Origin of the sequence: Kitasatospora sp. NPDC056273, assembly GCF_042268845.1 — a bacterium.
Classification (GTDB): Bacteria; Actinomycetota; Actinomycetes; order Streptomycetales; family Streptomycetaceae; genus Kitasatospora.
The window spans coordinates 12,474-28,229 of the sequence record NZ_JBHJSJ010000050.1 but is presented as its reverse complement, the minus strand read 5'-3'; the positions used below and the strand labels follow the sequence as shown (position 1 = coordinate 28,229).

Here is a 15,756-nt window from a genome sequence, read left to right as displayed (position 1 = left end):
GCAGGCCCGGACACCCGCAGGGCCCCGCATGAGGGGTGGGCCCTGCGGCTCTGGATGGCGCCGTTCCCGCAGACGGTGCCACCCGGTGTGCGGGCCCGGCCGTGAGAACCCGGCCGGGTCCACACAGGGGCCGAACCGTCCCTGGGCAGAGTCCCCTCCCCCCATCCATCCGATTCGTTCGTATTCGAGGACTGTGCCGTGAGCGTCGGAACCCGCACCAAGACGCTGCTCAAGACCGTCAGCCCCGCCCGCAGACTGGACATCGCGGCCTCCTACGAGGCCCTGACGCAGGCCTGCGTGGCCACCGGCGACGACCCCGCGAAGGCCGAGCTGGTCAGCGACAGCCCGAACCACCTGTGGTCGCTGCCCGACTCCCGTGCACTCGCCATCGTCCACCCCGACCTGGACGAGGCCTGGGCCCTGGTCAGAGGTGCGCAGTTCCTCCGGCAGCACCGGCTGCCCGTCGTCCGCCCGTACTACACCGAGGTCCGCGCGGCCGCCGACGGCCGGGCCGTGACCTTCTGGCAGAACCCCGGGAGGCCGAGCACCGACACGTCCCTGTCCGCGTGGGTGACCGCCCTCACCCACCGCATCGACCCCGGGACGGCGTCCTGGCTGCGGGAGCACGACCCGTTCGCCTCCCTGCTGGACGGCCTGGACGACACCCCGCTGGACGAGACCGCCCGCCGGTTCCTGCGCGAACGCGCGGCCCAGCTGCGCGAGGAGTGGGGCTACCTCGACTGGCCAACCCCGGACACCGTCGTCCTCGGAGCCCTCGGCATGGTCCCCGTCCACGACGACGGCACCCACGTCGGACTCCTCCTGCGCCGCCCGCTGACCCGCGGCCACCGCGAGTGGGACCTCGTAGCCGCCCGCTGGCGCTCCGAACTGCTCGCCGGCCCGCGTCAGGACCACCGGACCTACGCCGACACCTACCTCTCCTACGAATGCGAAGACCACGCCGTGGCCCACCCCTACATCGGCGCCTGGTCCGGCTACCAGACCGTACGCGACACCGTCGTCCTCACCGCGGTCATGGACACGGTCCGCCGCGCCCGGCTCGACCCCGGCGCCCGCCGGCAGGCTGCCCACCGCCTCGCGTGCCTGCGCGGCGCCCACCCCGCCCCGTGGAACTGGGGACCGCGATGACGGCCGCCCGCGCGAACGCCCTCCCGCTGCCGGAAGTCCACGAGCCCCGGGTCGTGCGGTGCGGCCACCACGTCACCGAGGAGATCACCGAGCCCGAGGCCCTGGCCTTGAGTCACCTGGTCACCGACCTGAACGCGATCGAGGTCGCGGCCGCCGTCAACGCCCTGACCGAACGCCGGGGCACCGCCCGCGAACGCGCCCGGGCTGTCCTGCCCGAGCCTGAGCCCGAACCCGCCGGGCAGAGCCCCCATCGGCCGGCCACCCACTGAACACGAGGACACCACCACCATGCCCATGGCCCCGTCGCAGAGCACCGACCTCGCCAACCTCGCCGGCTTGGCCGACCTGGACCCGAACACCCTGACCGCCCACCCCGAGCAGCTGGTCACCGACGCCTGGCTCGCCCCCGCCACCGAGCTGGCCCTGCACCTGCTCGACCAAGCCGACCCCCTTGCCCTCGCCGCCGGCTCCCACACCGCCGCCGGCCACACCATGCTCCTGCTCGCCGCGCCCCGCGACGGCCACCCGGCGATCCACCTGCGCCTGCCCGACGGCACCGCCGCCGCCGAGCCCCGGCCCGCCGACCGAGCCGCCACCGTCCTCCCGCTCGTCGGCGTCCTGGACCTCGCCCTCTACCGCGACCGGGACGACGTCGACCACGACCGGCCGCAGTACCTGCGCACCCTGGACGCCGGTCAGCTCTGCCTCCTCCACACCGGTGCCACGACCCGGCTCACGGGCTGCCCCGACAGTGCGCAGCTCGTCGCGTCCCACGTCCCGGTCGACGTTCCGGGCACCGTACGGCTGAACCCCGGCGAGTACCGGGCCGCCGCCGACGACGCCCGTACCCGTCTGACCAGAAGCCGCCCGACCGGTGCGGGGCGGACCGCCGGCCCCGGCCTGGAGGACGTCCCCGATCTGCGCACGGCCGACCTGCCGCGTATCCACGCCCAGTCCGGCGTCCTCCACCGCCTCGCCGCCGACCGCGGCCGCCTGTCCTACCTGGTCACCACCACCGTCCTCTCCGCCGAACGGTACGAGGCCTCCCATACCACCCCGCCACTGGACCGGCTCGTCCTGTCCAAGGCGGACGACCTCGGGTACGAGATCCGCCTCAACGCCAACCCGCGCCCCGGCAACCAGCTGCTCCCGCACGACCACGCCTACCCGTTCGCCGCCCGGGTCCTGGCCGGCGGCTGCCTCCACACCGTCTTCCTGCACACCGGCGGCCGCGCCGACGGCTGCGCCGGCGGACCGTTCAGCTCCCGCGGCCTGCGCCCAGCCGTCACGACCACCGAGCTCCCCGGCAGTGCCTACACCCTGGCGCCCACCCTCGTGCACCGGGCCGTCATGCTGCCCAGCACCACCACCCTCGTCCTGCGCGGCCCGTACACCGCCGCCGCCCACGCCGCCACCGACCTGATCCCGCCGGTCTCCGCCTGGCCCGTGCCCGCCGGCGGCGAGGCCTCGGTGCACTCGCGCCGGATGACCGACGCCGAGCATCAGGCGCTCTATCGAAGCCTCGCCGCCACCGGCGTGATCGACCTCCTGCCCGGACGCCTCTGAACGGCACCCGACCCGGCACCCCGGGCCACCGTCCCCGGCCGAACCGGCCCCGGCACCCGCCCGGAGTTGGCAAGCTGGGGCGGCCACTTCGGCACCCGAGGCAAGGAGCGTCCCGTGCACACCGTCCTGACGACCGACCACCCCGCCTGGCAGGAGAACCCCACCACCGGCCACCGGCAGCGCCCCCTGCGCACCGCCGACGGCCGCTGGCTGGCCACCCTCACCCCCGACGGCCTCGACCTGGCCTGCGTGGACGGCACGGAGGACACCAAGCCCACCCTCGTCACCACCGACCCGGCGTCGCTGCCCGGCACCGTCCCGGCCGCACTCCTCACCGGCCTGCGCGGCCTCGGGCCGAGCGTGCGCGTGGCCAACCCGTGGCTGTGGGACGCGATCACCACCGCCGTCCTGCGCCAGGTCGTCCGCGCCGACCAGGCCCGCCGCCTCTACCGCGGCTGGTGCGCGACCCACGGCACCGCTCTGCCGGGCACCGACCCAGCCCTCCGCACCGCACCAACGCCCGAAACTGTCCTCGCCCTGACCGACGAACAGTTCGCCGCCGTCGGCACCACGTTCCACCGCACCGCCCTGCGCGCGGCCGCCGGCGCCTACCAGGAGCACCGCACTCGCTGGGAACAGCTCGACGCGCCGGCCCTGGCCGCCGTGCTCGTCGCCGTGCCGCGGATCGGGCCCTGGACGGCGGCCGCGGCGGCCGCCGACTTCACCGGCGACTTCTCCGTGTACCCGCACGCCGACCTCGCGGTCCGCACCTGGGCCGCCCGCATCGCCCCCGACCACCCCTGGCCCGCCGCCGACAAGCCGAAGAGGACCGAGGCCCTGTTCGGCGCGCACTGGCACCGCCTGGCCGGCGGAGAACCGCGCCACCTGCACACCCTCACCCTGTCGACACTCACCTGGGGGGCCCATGCCCGCACCGATCAGCTCGGAGGAACAGACCCGCACCGCCCGTGACCTGGTCGCCGGAGCCGACCCGCACCGCTCCCTCGACTGCCTGTTCGTCAACGCCCCGCTGCGCGACTACGGCCTGCGCCCGCGCGTCAACGACTACACACTGCCGGTCCTCGGCATGGGCTACATCGCCACCCACGCCGCCGCGCACGGCTTCAACGTCGGGATCCTGGACGCCGAGGCCCACGGACTCGGCGTCCGGCGCACCATCGACACCGTCAACGCGCTGCGGCCGCGCTGGGCCGCGTTCAACCTCCTCGCCCCGACCTACGAACTGACGGCGCGGATCGCCGCCGCCCTGGACCCGGCGATCGCGCTGATGGCCGGCGGCCACCACGCCAAGGCCGACCCGCGGCACGTCCTGGACGACCCACGCTTCGCCCGCCTGGAGGCCCTGGTGATCGGCGAGGGCGAGACCCGGGTCACCGCCCTGCTCGGCGACCTCCACCGGCGCCGCGAACTGCCGAAGGTGATGTGGCGCGACCGCCTGCTCGGCACCACCGCCTGCGGCATCCCGCAACGCGGCGACACCGCCCGCTGGCTCGCCCCCGACATCAACGCCCTCGCCCTCGACCGCCGCTTCCTCACCCAGGACCCGCACCGGGCGGCCGACGGCCGCATCGAGGCCAACCTGGTGTGCTCGCGCGGCTGCCCCTACGAGCGCGGGTTCTGCGGCGCCGCCGCCTCCATGAACCCCGAGGTCAGCATCCGCACCCGCACCCCCGAGAACATCGTCGCCGAGATGCACCGGCTCCACGCCGACCTCGGCTGCACCGCCTTCCGCGCGGTGGACGACCTCTTCCTCGGCGCCCGCCGCGTCATCCACCCCGCCCTGGACGCCTTCGCCGCCGAACGCGTCGGCGAGAGGTACGTGTGGGACGCCACCGGCCGCATCAACGTCCTCGACCGCGAAAGCGACACCGTCCTGGAACGGCTGCGCGCCAACGGACTGCGCGAGGTCGCACTCGGCATCGAATCCGGCTCCGCCCGGGTCCTGGAGGCCATGGACAAGCGGATCACCCCCGCGATGACCCTCACCGTCGCCCGCCGCCTGCTGGAGAAGGGCATCGGCGTGAAGGGGTACTTCATCCTCGGCTTGGCTGCGTAGGTGAGAACGAAGAGCGATTGTTGGTGAGAGCTGGCAGCGCGAGGTGCTGTGACCGCGTCTCGGTGTCGGTGAGAAGTAAGAGCAGCGGGGGTGGATTCGAGTCTGTGACTAACAGTCAGGACAGCCCGATCGGGGCGGGTGTCAGCGGCTGACCTTCCAGCTCGTGGCAGTTCTCCTCGTCCCACCACAGCTCGCCCTGTGCGGTGAGGTAAGGGTGCAGTCCGCGGACATCTCCACCGCTGTGGAACGCTCGCGCGACGGCGTGAAGCAGTCCTGCCAGGCCGGGCCAGGAGTCGGTGAAGTCGCCCCCGCCGCCGTGGCCGGCCCAGCCGAGTCGCCCCTCGTCCGGGCCGGGACGCTGGTCGATCACCTGTGAGCCGCCGTCGGAGCTCTCGGCCCAGGGCACCCAGAACGGGTGCCACCAGGGTTCGTCGTCCCAGGGGCGGGTGGTCAGACCGTCGTTCTCGGTCGCGATGTCCATGCAGGTCTGCCAGCGGTCCACGATGCCGCTCACCGACAGAGGAGACTGCTCGGGCAGGACGGTCGCCCAGGTGCTCAGCCCGTTGTGGCACCGCAGGGAATCAGCGAGATCGCCGGGCAACGGGATGCCGAGGGTCTGTTCGGCGTCCTGAAGTTCGCTGGGTGTTGCTGGCGGGTTCAGCAACGCCAGGCCGGAGGGAGTGTGCGTCGCCAGCCAGGAATCGATCCAGCGCCATGACTCCGACGGGGGCAATGTCTGCTGGGGCATGGCGTCATCCTGCCGCACACGTCCGTCAAGGTGGGCCGGGGGCCTGACCAGGTGGGAGCGGGGTTAGCCGACCGCCTGCTGCTGTTCGGCTCGGGCGCGGGTGCTGGCGAGGCGGTAGGAGTCGGTGCCGGTCTCGATGACGGTGCTGTTGAAGGTGGGGCGGTCGACGATGGCCGCGCAGAGGCGGGGGTCGGCCTCAGGTGTGAACGGCGCGGACGTGGTCGGCTGACAGGTGAAGTTCGTACGGCAGGCAGCAGTCGGAGCAAAGGGTCGCCACAAGGGTTCCACAGGCGCACCGCTGGTTCATGCCGCCGTTCGGGGTCGCTCCGCAGCAGGCGGCGGACGCGTGCCGCAATTCGAGGCCGCGGGCGTCGTCCGGGTTGATGACGAAGTTGCCTCGGGGGCCCTTCGACACCAGCGGCTTGCCGTCCGCGTTGTAGTGGACGCCGTGGCGCGGCATTACTGGGCCGGGCACGTCGGCGACGACCAGGGGCGCGCCGTACGGCTCGGTCTCGACCGCATAGTGGCCTGACGGCACGGTCGCCGGCGATGGACCGGGTTCGTCGGCGTCCCACCACGCGTAAAACGGTGCCTCGGGAACCGCTGGCAGCCGTGTGAGCGGCCCCGTCAGTGGGACACCACACGTCGCGCAGACGAATACCACCGCTTCGGCCTTGGCGCTCGCGTCGGTGACATCGGCAGGCGCGGTGTGCCCGCGGTTCTCCTCGCCGTCGACCTGTCCCTGGTCTCGCTGTTCGTGCATGAGCTGACCGTACGCGGCACGCACTCGGACGCAGCGTCCACCCCCGCGCGGGCAGTATCCGACAACCGTCCAGAGTCAAGCATCCAGGTGCTGCTGAAACTCGGCGACACCGTCTTCGCACGTAGTGGGGCGCACCACCGCGGCCCGCCGGGAGGTGACCGCGTGAACGGCCTGCTGCTCACCGTGGACGGGCCCAGCGGCCTGGGCAAGTCCACTGCCGTCGCCGCCACCGCCCGCGCCCTGCGGGAGGCCGGACACACCGTCCACACCGCCACCCCCTACGGCCAGGCCGTACGCGCCGCCGCCGCGACGATGCGCGGCCGCGCCCTCGCCCTGGCCCTCGCCGCCGACCGCCTCCACCAGCTCGACACCGACCTCCGCCCCCGCCGCACCGCCGGCACCACCAGGACCCGGCGACCCTGCGCCTCGGACTGTTCTGCCTCGCCACCGCGTGGGAGGGGGAGCCCGTCAACCGCGAACCGGAGAAGTGCCTGGACCTGCGCTGGTTCGCCGAGGACGACCTGCCCGACGACCTCATCCCCTACCCCGCCGCCGGCATCCACGACACCCTCACCGACCCCGGCGGCCTGGCGCACCACGGCTGGCCGGCCGCATAGCAGTCGGCCGCTCGAACTCCTTGGCACACCCGTCCTCGCCCTCTGCCCATCGCCGCCCCCAGGGGCATGCCCGGGGCGTCTCTGAAGGGCAGTTCGGCAAAACGCCACCCAGCGGGTCCCGCCGACCGGCATGATGACCGATGGTCACCAATCGCATCGCCAGCGTCACGTATCAGGTGCAGGAGAGATCAGGATGCCCAACGCCGTCACCGCCCCGTGGGGCACCACCCGGATGCGCCCGTACTCCGACACGCCGCCCTGGCCCGCCCTGACACCGGTCATCGACCCGGACACCCAGGTCGCGGTCTTCCACGACGAGCAGGGCCGCACCGTCGAGCTGGGCAAGCACGGGACCAGCACGGACCAGACCGGCCCGACGAGCACCGGCGGCGGTGGCGGGGACGGGCAGAGCGGTGGCCAGGCCCAGCCGACCGACGTCGACACCGTGACGTCCAACGACCAGGACCAGAGCTGAACCGTGGCGGGTGACCGGCAGGCGGCGGTCCTGGTGCTGACCTGCGCCTACGACCCGACGGCCGACATCGTGCTACGGATCCTGGCCGAACGGCAGGTGCCGGTCGTGCGCGCGGATCCCGGCGCCGACCTCCACCAGGGCGCCGTGCTGACCGCCCGCTACAGCGCGGCCGGCCGACGCGGCACCCTCGCCACCGCCAGCCGCGCCCTCGACCTCGACCGGGTCCGCGCGGTCTGGTACCGGCGTCCCTCGGGCTGGGCCACACCGGCCGGTATGGACGGACAGAACGCCGAGTTCGCCCGCGCCCAGGCCCAGTGGGGAGTCGGTGGCGTCCTCGCCTCGCTGCCCGGCGCCCGCTACGTGAACCACCCCTGGCGGATCCGGGCCGCCGAACACAAGCCCGCCCAGCTCGACGCCGCGCTCGCGGCCGGCTTCGCCGTCCCCGACACGATCGTCACCACCGATCCCGAGCAGGCGCGCGCCTTCTGCGCCGAGCAGCCCGGCGGGGCGGTCTACAAGCCATTGTGGAACTCCCCCTACACGGATGAGGACGGCCGGCCGGTGCAGGCCTGGGTCGCCGAGGTCTCCCCGGACGAGATCACCGACGCCGTCGCCGCCTGCCCGCACCTGTTCCAGGCACGCCTGGCCAAGGACCACGACGTACGGCTGACCGCGGTGGGCCGCGAGCTCTTCGCCGTCCGCATCGACAGCCCCGACCTGGACTGGCGCCGCCGCCAGGACCTGGTCACCCACACCCCGATCGACGTCCCACCCCCCGTGCGCCGGTCCGTGGCCCGCTACCTGGAGCACTTCCGGCTCGTCTACGGCGCCTTCGACTTCGCCGTCACCACCGACGGCTGCTGGCACTTCCTCGAATGCAACAGCAACGGGCAGTGGGCGTTCTTCCCGCCTCCGACCACCGACGCCATCGCCACGGCGATAGCCGACCAGCTCCAGAAGGGCCCTGCCGCATGACCACCACCGCAGCCGCCGCGGACCTGCGCGCAGCCCTCGTCCGGCAGCTCACCGCCGACGAAGGCCTCACCGACCCGCTCTGGCGCGCCGCCGCGACGGCCGTACCGCGCGAGGCCTTCATCGGCGACTACTTCCGCGAAGTCCCCGGTTCCTTCCCCACCTCCTACGAACCGGTCCGTGAGAACGGCGACGGCTGGCTGAAGGCCGTCTACACCAACCAGACCCTCGTCACCCAGCTCGACGGCCACGTCCACCCCGCCGACACCGACCAACCGGTCGCCGGATCCCCGTCCTCCTCGTCCACCCTGCCCTCCCTGGTCCTGCGCATGTGGCAGCAACTCGACGTGCACGACGGCCACCGCATCCTGGAAATCGGCACCGGCACCGGCTACTCCACCGCGCTCGGCGCCCACCGCCTCGGCGACGAGAACATCGTCAGCATCGAAGTCGACCCCAACCTCGCCGAACGCGCCGCCACCTCCCTCAAAGCCGCCGGCTACACCCCGCACCTGGCCATCGGCGACGGCCTCGCCGGCCACAAGCCCGCCGCCCCGTACGACCGGCTCATCGCCACCTGCGCGGTGCGCACCCTGCCCTACCCCTGGCTGCACCAGGTCAGGCCCGGCGGAAAGATCCTCGTCACCTTCTCCGGCTGGCAGTACGGCTACGCCCTCGCCCTGCTGACCGTCACCGACCCCGGCGAGGCAACCGGCCGCTTCCTGCCCGGCTGGACCAGCTTCATGATCGCCCGCCCCCACGACCGCCTCCCGCGCCAGAACCCCACCCTGCTGCCCGGCGACCGACGCCCCACTCGCGTCGACCCCGCCACCATCACCACCTGGACCGGCACCTGGGTCGCCCAACTCGCCGCCCCCTCCGCCGAACGCATCGACGCCGGCGACCAGCAGATCCTCATCGACCACGCCACCGGCTCCCAAGCCCGCACCCAACCCGATGGCCACGGCGGATGGATCGTCACCCAGCGCGGCCCGCTGCGCCTGTGGGACCAGGTCGAGGACGCGGTCGAGACCTGGCAGGCGGCGGGCGCACCGCACCAGGAGCGGTTCGGCATCACCGTTGACGGCGACGGACAACGGGTCTGGCTCGGCGACGAGGACGGACCCGTCTGGCACCTGCCGGTGTGATCGCGCTGCCTACGCGGGGTCCGTGTCGGAGGAGGGCGACGTGTCGGGAACGGAAGCAGCCTCGGCGCGGCAACGCCTGGGACACTGGTGGCGGTTAGCGACCACGGCATCCGGAGGGCCGGCCACGCGCAAGCTCACCAGAGAAGCGCAGGGCGACTCGACGCGGTGGCGTCCGGACGGCGGATCTCGACCGCGCTGCGGATGGAGGTTCGCTCCGCCGACGCGGTGCTTCCGGTATTCAGCTTCTCCGTGTTTGCGAGCACGTTGGTCGGCTTCGCCGTGTTCGTCCTCGAAGTCAAGGTCGTGAAGCGAACGCACGTCATCGAGCAGCTGCTCGCGCTCCAGAGCACGATCTTCGCGATGCTGGCGGCATCGATCCTCTACAGCATGCTCTTCGTCGCACTGCGGGCCGCCATGTGGTGCGCACACGAGGCGGCCAAGGCACTGAGAGGGTGTTCTGTGAGGCTTCGCCGGAGTTCAGGTCTGGGTGGCCGGTGTCGGGTTGGTAAGGGTAAACAGGCCGGGCTCGGGTTCGGTGAGGATGCCGCGGCTGACCAGGCGTTTGAGCTTGGCGCGGGTGCCTTCGATATGCCGTGGCTCGGGGGCGAGGCCGATCGCCTGGCAGACGTCTTTGGCCCGGAGTCCTTCCTCCGATGCCTCGATGACCGCCAGGATCGCGCGGTATCCGGGCGGCAGCGACTCCGGCGGCTCTGTGCCGGTCTCGGCCGCCAGTTCCAGGATGGTCTCCCGGGTGATCTCAAGACGCTTCAAGGTGTCTTCGGCGGCCGCGAGTTGTTCGGTGAGACGGGCGATCCGCTCACGCAGTTGTTCGACTGTCTCGCGGATGAGCCGCTGCCGGGACTCGATTTTGTCCAGGAGTTCCCTCATCGATGCTCCTGCCGGTCACAGGTGGCGGATGCCACGGTGGCGGGTCACGCCAGGTCAAGGTGGCGGCGCGGGTGAGCCGCCGGAGCATCACGTCGGTCATGGACCAGTGGATCGCCGCCACCGAGCTGGCCGGCTTCGCCTCGTAGTCACGTGCGAGCCTGCGATGGAGCATGAGAGTGCCCAGGGTCTGCTCGACCACCCACCGTCTGGGCTCGGGTGTGAACCCGCGTGCGCCGGGATCACGCCGGACGATCTCCACATCGATGCCAAGGGCGGCGCCGTGCTCGACCACGGCGTTCTTGAACCCGGCGTCCGCCCATGCCCTGGTCACGGTCGGCGCGCTCTGGGCGACCTTGTCCAGCAGCGCGATGCCGATCGCGTTGTCGTGGACGCTCGCCGCGACCACGACGGCGGCGATGACCAGGCCGAGTACATCGGTGGCGATGCCCCGTTTGCGCCCCGGGCTCTTATTGCCGGGATCCAGTCCGGTCGTCTCCTTCGGCGCGTTCGTCGAGGCCCGCACGGTCTGGGAGTCCAGGACGACCGCGGTGGGGTCCTCGTGTCGCCTGCGGCTTTCGCGGACCTGCCAGCGCAGCAGGTCGTGGATGGTCTCGGCGGTCCCGTCGTCACGCCATGTACCGAAGTAGTAGTACACCGCGCTCTTGGGTGGCAGGTCGTGGGGCAGATAGCGCCACTGGCATCCGGTGCGGGCCTGGTAGAGGATCGCGTTAACGATCTCCCGCATCTCGTACCGGCCCGCATGGCCGCTGACCGAGGGATGCCTCGCCTTCCACGCGGTGAGGACCGGCCGGATCAGCCCCCAGGCTTCATCCGACAGGTCGTTCGGGTACGCAGGACGCTCACCCACATCCGTCAGCACACCGCGCCGACGGCCCGCCATGAAGTACCGGAACCGGACAACTTGCCTTCAAGGACTACGAGAACCGCCCAAGACTCGCAGAACACCCTCTGAGGCCCTTTCCAGCGAAGCCGACGCCGCCAGCCAGTGTGCTCCACTATCGTCAAGTGGCATGGGAGCTATGGGGGATGAACCCAGCTGGCGCCTTGGTGTCGTGCCGCACACCGGGATGCCACGGGTCTTCGACGACCGGACTAGGGACGCCTGCATCGTGGTGCCGGGAATCATGGGCAGTGTCCTTGAGGACACCGCGACGGGCCGTCCGCTGTGGGGCGCGGACCCGAAGGTGCTCACCGACCGGCCGGCGGGCACGGGGCTGCTGGACGCGCTGCACGCCGAACCGCAGGAGCAGGCCGCCGACGCCGCCACCGCCCGGCGGGGCCCACTGACCCGCATCCGCGCCACCGCGCTGCTGACCGTGCCGTGGTGGCTTCCCGTCCTCAAGGGCATCGAGCCCTACACCGACGTGCGCAAGACTCTGCAGAACGTCACCCTGGCCCCGGACGCGGTCTTGCCGTTCCCGTACGACTGGCGCCTGGCCGTCGCCTACAACGGGGCCCTCCTGGCCCGGCGGGCCCGCGCGCACCTGACCTGGTGGCGGGAGCAGGTGACGGCCCGGCCCGAGTGGCGCGCGGCGGGCGAGCGCCAGCCCAGGCTGCTGTTCGCCGCCCACTCCATGGGAGGGCTGGTGGTGCGGGCCGCCCTGGAGCAGGACCCGGAGCTGGCCGCCGACACCCGGGCGGTGATCACCGTCGGAACCCCGTTCCTCGGCTCGGCCAATTGCGTCCTCACGCTCAACCTGCTGCAATCCTCGTCGAAGCCCGGCTGGCTGGCGCGACGCCTCCAGGCGCTGGCGGCGACGCTCCCGGGCGTCCACGACCTGCTGCCCGGCTACCGCTGCCTTGACCGAGGACTCGACGTCGACCGGCTCACCCCCAGGGACGTCGCCCGGTTCGGCGGCGACGAGAACCTGGCCGCGCGCTCCCTCGCCGAGCACGCGCGCTACCGCGAGCACGGATTCACCCTGCCCGGACACCGGGCGATCATCGGCGAGGCCCAGCCCACCGTGCAGGCGCTGGACGAGATGGAGCGCGCCGGCCGCGTGGTCGCGGTGGGCCGCCGGCACTCCTTCGACATCGGCGACGACCGCGAACTCCTGCGCCACCCGAACACCGGTATCCCGGTCCGGCGCGACGCCTCCGGCGACGGCACCGTCCACGTTCCGTCCGCCCGCCTGGGCACCGAGGCCGTCACCTACGTGTTCGGCCAGCACAGCATGCTGATGCGCCACGACGAGGTCCTACGACAGATCCGCCGTACCGCCCTGGAACGCCCGCAGGGCGCCCATCTCGCCGGCGCCGGCGAGGGCGACGGGCCCGGCCTGGAAACCCCCCACCTCGGCGGGACCGTCGGCGAGGCGCTCGCCCTCCACGTCACCGGCCTGGCCACCCCGGCGGGCGTGCGCCTGACCGTCCACAGCGCCACCACCGGCCGCCCCGGCCACCCCCTCACCCTCAGGCGCGACCCCGACCGCACCGACGGCGCCCTGTCAGCCCGCTTCACCCCCGACACGCCGGACCTGTACCGCGTTGTCCTCGACACCGGCGCCCACGTGCCCCTCACCCAGCTCGTCCTCGCCGGCCCGCCCGACGCCTGAACCCGGATCCCCGCCATGACCGCCCCCGACGCCCCGGCCGACCCACCCCTCACGTCCGCACAGCACGCAGGGGCGCCCGCCGGCGATGACGGCACCGGCCTGGGGGCGGTCGAGCTGTTTCCGGTCAACTTCACCGCCTACCGCCACCACCCCGACCTGGACACCGAGACGCACGTGCGGGCCGTCGCCGACCTGCTCGCCCCCTACGGCCTACGCCTCAAGACCTGGACGGTCCCGGACGACGAGCGCCACCGGCAGGCCGTCGAAGACCGGCTCGGCACCTGGAGCGGCGCGAGTGAGCCCCCGCACGCCGGCAACACGATGCTCTACTGGCTCGGCCACGGAAGCGCCAACAGCCTCGCCCACTGCCGCACCCAGGCCCTGAACAGCAGCGGCGTCTCCCCCTACGACATCGCCCACGCCATCGGAGAGCGCCAGCTCCACCCCGACAACGCCGACAACTGGGCCATCGTCGTCCTCGACGCCTGCTACTCCCGCAGCTTCGCCCAGGCCGTCCACATCGAACTCCTCACCAGATACCCCGACACCCGGCGCTACCTGCTGCTGTCCACCGCCGCCAAGGGCTACGCCGAACTCGGGGCCTTCACCCATGCCCTCGAACGGGCCCTGACCGTCACCTTCCGCGGACAGCGGTCCATCGGCCTCGCCACCCTCGGCATCGCCCTCGCCCGGGAACTGGGCGGCTACCGCGCGGACACCGTCGACGAGGACCACGACCGACTTGTTCGTTTGCTCCCCGATGCCGCCACCGCCGTGTCGGCCCCGCTGGACCAGCTCGCCGAACTCCAGGCCGTCATCGACCAGCTGCCGGTCGACGAGCAACGCCACTTCCTGCCCAAGGCATCCGGCGCGGAACTCGGCGAACTCGCCTGGTACTTCCACGGCCGCACCATCGAACGCGACCAGATCCTCCACTGGCTGACCACCGCCACCCGCGGCGCCCTGGTCGTCACCGGCCCCGCCGGGGCCGGCAAGTCCGCCCTCCTCGGCCATGTCCTCCTCCACACCCGAACCGGTCTGCGCGAGGTCCTGGTCCGCCACGGCCACCTGTCCCCGCTGCCGGCCGGAACACCGTGCCCGGACGATCCCTTCGACCTTGTCGCCCATCTCTCGGGGCTCACCCCCGCCCACGTCGTCCACCTCATCGCATCGGCAGTGGGCCTCCCCGACCTTGCCCGGCAGGCTTTCGGTGGCCTGCCTCCCGGTGACCTCGCCACCCGGCTCGTCGAACAGCTCCGTACCCGCCAGGCCCCGCTGACCCTGCTGTTCGACGCCCTCGACGAAGCCGAGCAGCCCCTGGTCATCGCCGACACCCTCCTACGGCCCCTCGCCGCACTGCCGGGTGTGCGCCTGATCGTCGGCACCCGCCGTTCCACCCGTGAAGGCCCCGACCAGCCGGTCCCTACCGACACGGACATCCTCGTCGCCCTCCGGCCCCGGCCGAACGGTCCGGACGCCTGGGAGGACGCGCGCATTGAGTGCGTCGACGTGGCGCAGGACCGGGAGGCCCTAGCCGGATACCTGCGCGCCAAACTCGACACCGCCAGGCGCCGCGGAACCCTGCACGCCGACGACGTGCACATCGCCGCGGCCGTCCGCCGCCTCGTCGCCGACCACCAGCAGACCGGAGCCCAGCCGCAGCAGTTCCTCTACGCCCGCCTCGCCGCCCACGAACTCCTCAACGACCCCCGCCTGATCACCGACCCCACGCCGCTGATCGGCCGCACCCACCGCGAGCTCTTCACCCGCGCCCTCAAACGCCTCCACCGCACCAACCCCCACTACATCCCGCTTCTGCACGCACTCGGCCTCGCCCAGGGCCGCGGCCTGCCCGACCAGGACGGCATCTGGGCCCGCACCGCCGACGCCCTCACCACCACCCCGCACGGCATCAGCGAAAGCATCCCCGGCCTGGTTCGCCACGCCGCCCCCTACCTCGTCCTCGACCAGGAACACGGCCAGGCGGTCTACCGCCTCGCCCACCGCACCTTCGCCGAGCACTTCATCACCGCCCCCTACACCGCCCCTGACCACGCCGCCATCACGACCAACCTCACCCGCCACGCCTTGCGCACCCGAGACTGCGGCGCCCCCACCCGGCCACCGAAGCTCAGCCCGTACATCCGCTACCACCTGGCCGCCCACGCCCGCCTCGGCCACACCGCCGGAGCCTTCGAGACCCTCGCCGACCACCCGGACGTCCTCGACGCCCTCGACCTAGCCAGCATCACCACCGCGGCCTTCAACTACGGCCTGCCCAGCCGCGCACTGCCGACCGCCATCGCCGGCACCGTCTTCTTCCAGCACGAAGCCCACCGTGCGAGCGGCACCGACCAACCCGCCACCAACAGAGCGTGGCGCCGGTGGTGGCGCCGACTTGGCAGCACCTACATCCAGGGCACCCCACCCCCCGGCGAAACCAGCGCCCACGATCCCGGGAAATGGCCACTCACCCTGATCGCCGGTACTGTCCAGCGACGACAGCTCCATTTGCAACTCACCGGCCACACCGGCAAGGTGCGGGCGGTGGCGGTGTTCACTGCCCCTGACGGCTCCCCTCGCCTCGCCACCACTGGCGACGACGGAACGGTGCGGATCTGGGACCCCGCCACCGGCGCGCAGGTCGGCGACCCCCTCACCGGCCACACCGGCGACGTGAACGCGGTGGCGGTGTTCACTGCCCCTGACGGCTCCCCTCGCCTCGCCACCACTGGCGACGACGGAACGGTGCGGATCTGGGACCCCGCCACCGGCGC

The 15,756-nt window shown here is 72.4% G+C and carries 13 protein-coding genes and 2 pseudogenes; 10 read left to right on the top strand and 5 right to left on the bottom strand.

Going from position 1 to position 15,756, the window contains the following annotated elements; translation table 11 throughout:
- Positions 1 to 198: 198 nt before the first annotated feature.
- From ACFCY1_RS32380 to ACFCY1_RS32360, 5 genes are all read left to right on the top strand, one after another.
- Positions 199 to 1,149 (top strand): hypothetical protein, encoded by a 951-nt coding sequence (locus tag ACFCY1_RS32380; protein WP_375876875.1) that lies wholly within the window; start codon positions 199 to 201, stop codon positions 1,147 to 1,149.
- Positions 1,146 to 1,418 (top strand): hypothetical protein, encoded by a 273-nt coding sequence (locus ACFCY1_RS32375; RefSeq protein WP_375876874.1) that lies wholly within the window; start codon positions 1,146 to 1,148, stop codon positions 1,416 to 1,418. Before ACFCY1_RS32380 ends, ACFCY1_RS32375 begins: the two co-directional genes overlap by 4 nt.
- A gap of 19 nt (positions 1,419 to 1,437) precedes the next feature.
- Positions 1,438 to 2,715: a hypothetical protein gene (locus ACFCY1_RS32370; protein WP_375876873.1), complete on the top strand. Its 1,278-nt coding sequence runs from the start codon at positions 1,438 to 1,440 to the stop codon at positions 2,713 to 2,715.
- Positions 2,716 to 2,829: 114 nt separating this feature from the next.
- Entirely contained in the window at positions 2,830 to 3,687 is an 858-nt protein-coding gene (locus ACFCY1_RS32365; protein ID WP_375876872.1) for a hypothetical protein, read from the top strand.
- The gene (locus tag ACFCY1_RS32360) at positions 3,641 to 4,792 is read left to right on the top strand and encodes a B12-binding domain-containing radical SAM protein (protein WP_375876871.1); all 1,152 of its coding nucleotides are present in this window, start codon (positions 3,641 to 3,643) and stop codon (positions 4,790 to 4,792) included. Before ACFCY1_RS32365 ends, ACFCY1_RS32360 begins: the two co-directional genes overlap by 47 nt.
- 115 nt (positions 4,793 to 4,907) lie before the next feature.
- On the opposite strand, the gene ACFCY1_RS32355 is transcribed toward ACFCY1_RS32360, so the two are convergent.
- The 3 genes and pseudogenes from ACFCY1_RS32355 to ACFCY1_RS32345 all read right to left on the bottom strand — a co-directional run bounded on the left by ACFCY1_RS32355 (position 4,908) and on the right by ACFCY1_RS32345 (position 6,303).
- On the bottom strand, positions 4,908 to 5,540 hold the full coding sequence (locus tag ACFCY1_RS32355; RefSeq protein WP_375876870.1) for an SMI1/KNR4 family protein: 633 nt from the start codon (positions 5,538 to 5,540) through the stop codon (positions 4,908 to 4,910).
- Between the two features lie 63 nt (positions 5,541 to 5,603).
- Positions 5,604 to 5,732: pseudogene (locus ACFCY1_RS32350) on the bottom strand (AAA family ATPase); the annotation flags it as partial.
- A gap of 4 nt (positions 5,733 to 5,736) precedes the next feature.
- The gene (locus tag ACFCY1_RS32345; RefSeq protein ID WP_375876869.1) at positions 5,737 to 6,303 is read right to left on the bottom strand and encodes a hypothetical protein; all 567 of its coding nucleotides are present in this window, start codon (positions 6,301 to 6,303) and stop codon (positions 5,737 to 5,739) included.
- Positions 6,304 to 7,113: 810 nt separating this feature from the next.
- Between ACFCY1_RS32345 and tgmA the strand changes: the two genes are divergently transcribed.
- Genes tgmA through tgmC form a run of 3 tightly spaced genes read left to right on the top strand, consistent with a single transcriptional unit; the run spans position 7,114 to position 9,515 of the window.
- A complete protein-coding gene (gene tgmA / locus ACFCY1_RS32340) occupies positions 7,114 to 7,395 on the top strand; it encodes a putative ATP-grasp-modified RiPP (protein ID WP_375876868.1) in 282 nt (93 codons plus the stop codon).
- A 3-nt stretch (positions 7,396 to 7,398) separates the two neighbouring features.
- On the top strand, positions 7,399 to 8,370 hold the full coding sequence (gene tgmB, locus ACFCY1_RS32335) for an ATP-grasp ribosomal peptide maturase (RefSeq protein ID WP_375876867.1): 972 nt from the start codon (positions 7,399 to 7,401) through the stop codon (positions 8,368 to 8,370).
- The gene (gene tgmC / locus ACFCY1_RS32330) at positions 8,367 to 9,515 is read left to right on the top strand and encodes an ATP-grasp peptide maturase system methyltransferase (protein WP_375876866.1); all 1,149 of its coding nucleotides are present in this window, start codon (positions 8,367 to 8,369) and stop codon (positions 9,513 to 9,515) included. The genes tgmB and tgmC overlap by 4 nt, the downstream gene beginning before the upstream one ends.
- A gap of 477 nt (positions 9,516 to 9,992) precedes the next feature.
- Here tgmC and ACFCY1_RS32325 read toward each other — a convergent pair whose 3' ends face one another.
- Positions 9,993 to 10,403, bottom strand: coding sequence for a hypothetical protein (locus ACFCY1_RS32325; RefSeq protein WP_375876865.1), 411 nt, complete (start codon positions 10,401 to 10,403; stop codon positions 9,993 to 9,995).
- A gap of 46 nt (positions 10,404 to 10,449) precedes the next feature.
- Positions 10,450 to 11,271, bottom strand: a pseudogene (locus ACFCY1_RS32320) (IS5 family transposase); the annotation flags it as partial.
- A gap of 277 nt (positions 11,272 to 11,548) precedes the next feature.
- On the opposite strand from ACFCY1_RS32320, the gene ACFCY1_RS32315 reads away from it, so the two are divergent.
- Both ACFCY1_RS32315 and ACFCY1_RS32310 read left to right on the top strand, forming a co-directional pair.
- Positions 11,549 to 12,979: a hypothetical protein gene (locus ACFCY1_RS32315; RefSeq protein WP_375876864.1), complete on the top strand. Its 1,431-nt coding sequence runs from the start codon at positions 11,549 to 11,551 to the stop codon at positions 12,977 to 12,979.
- A gap of 15 nt (positions 12,980 to 12,994) precedes the next feature.
- A partial coding sequence (locus tag ACFCY1_RS32310; protein WP_375876863.1) for a hypothetical protein occupies positions 12,995 to 15,756 on the top strand: 2,762 nt, incomplete at its 3' end.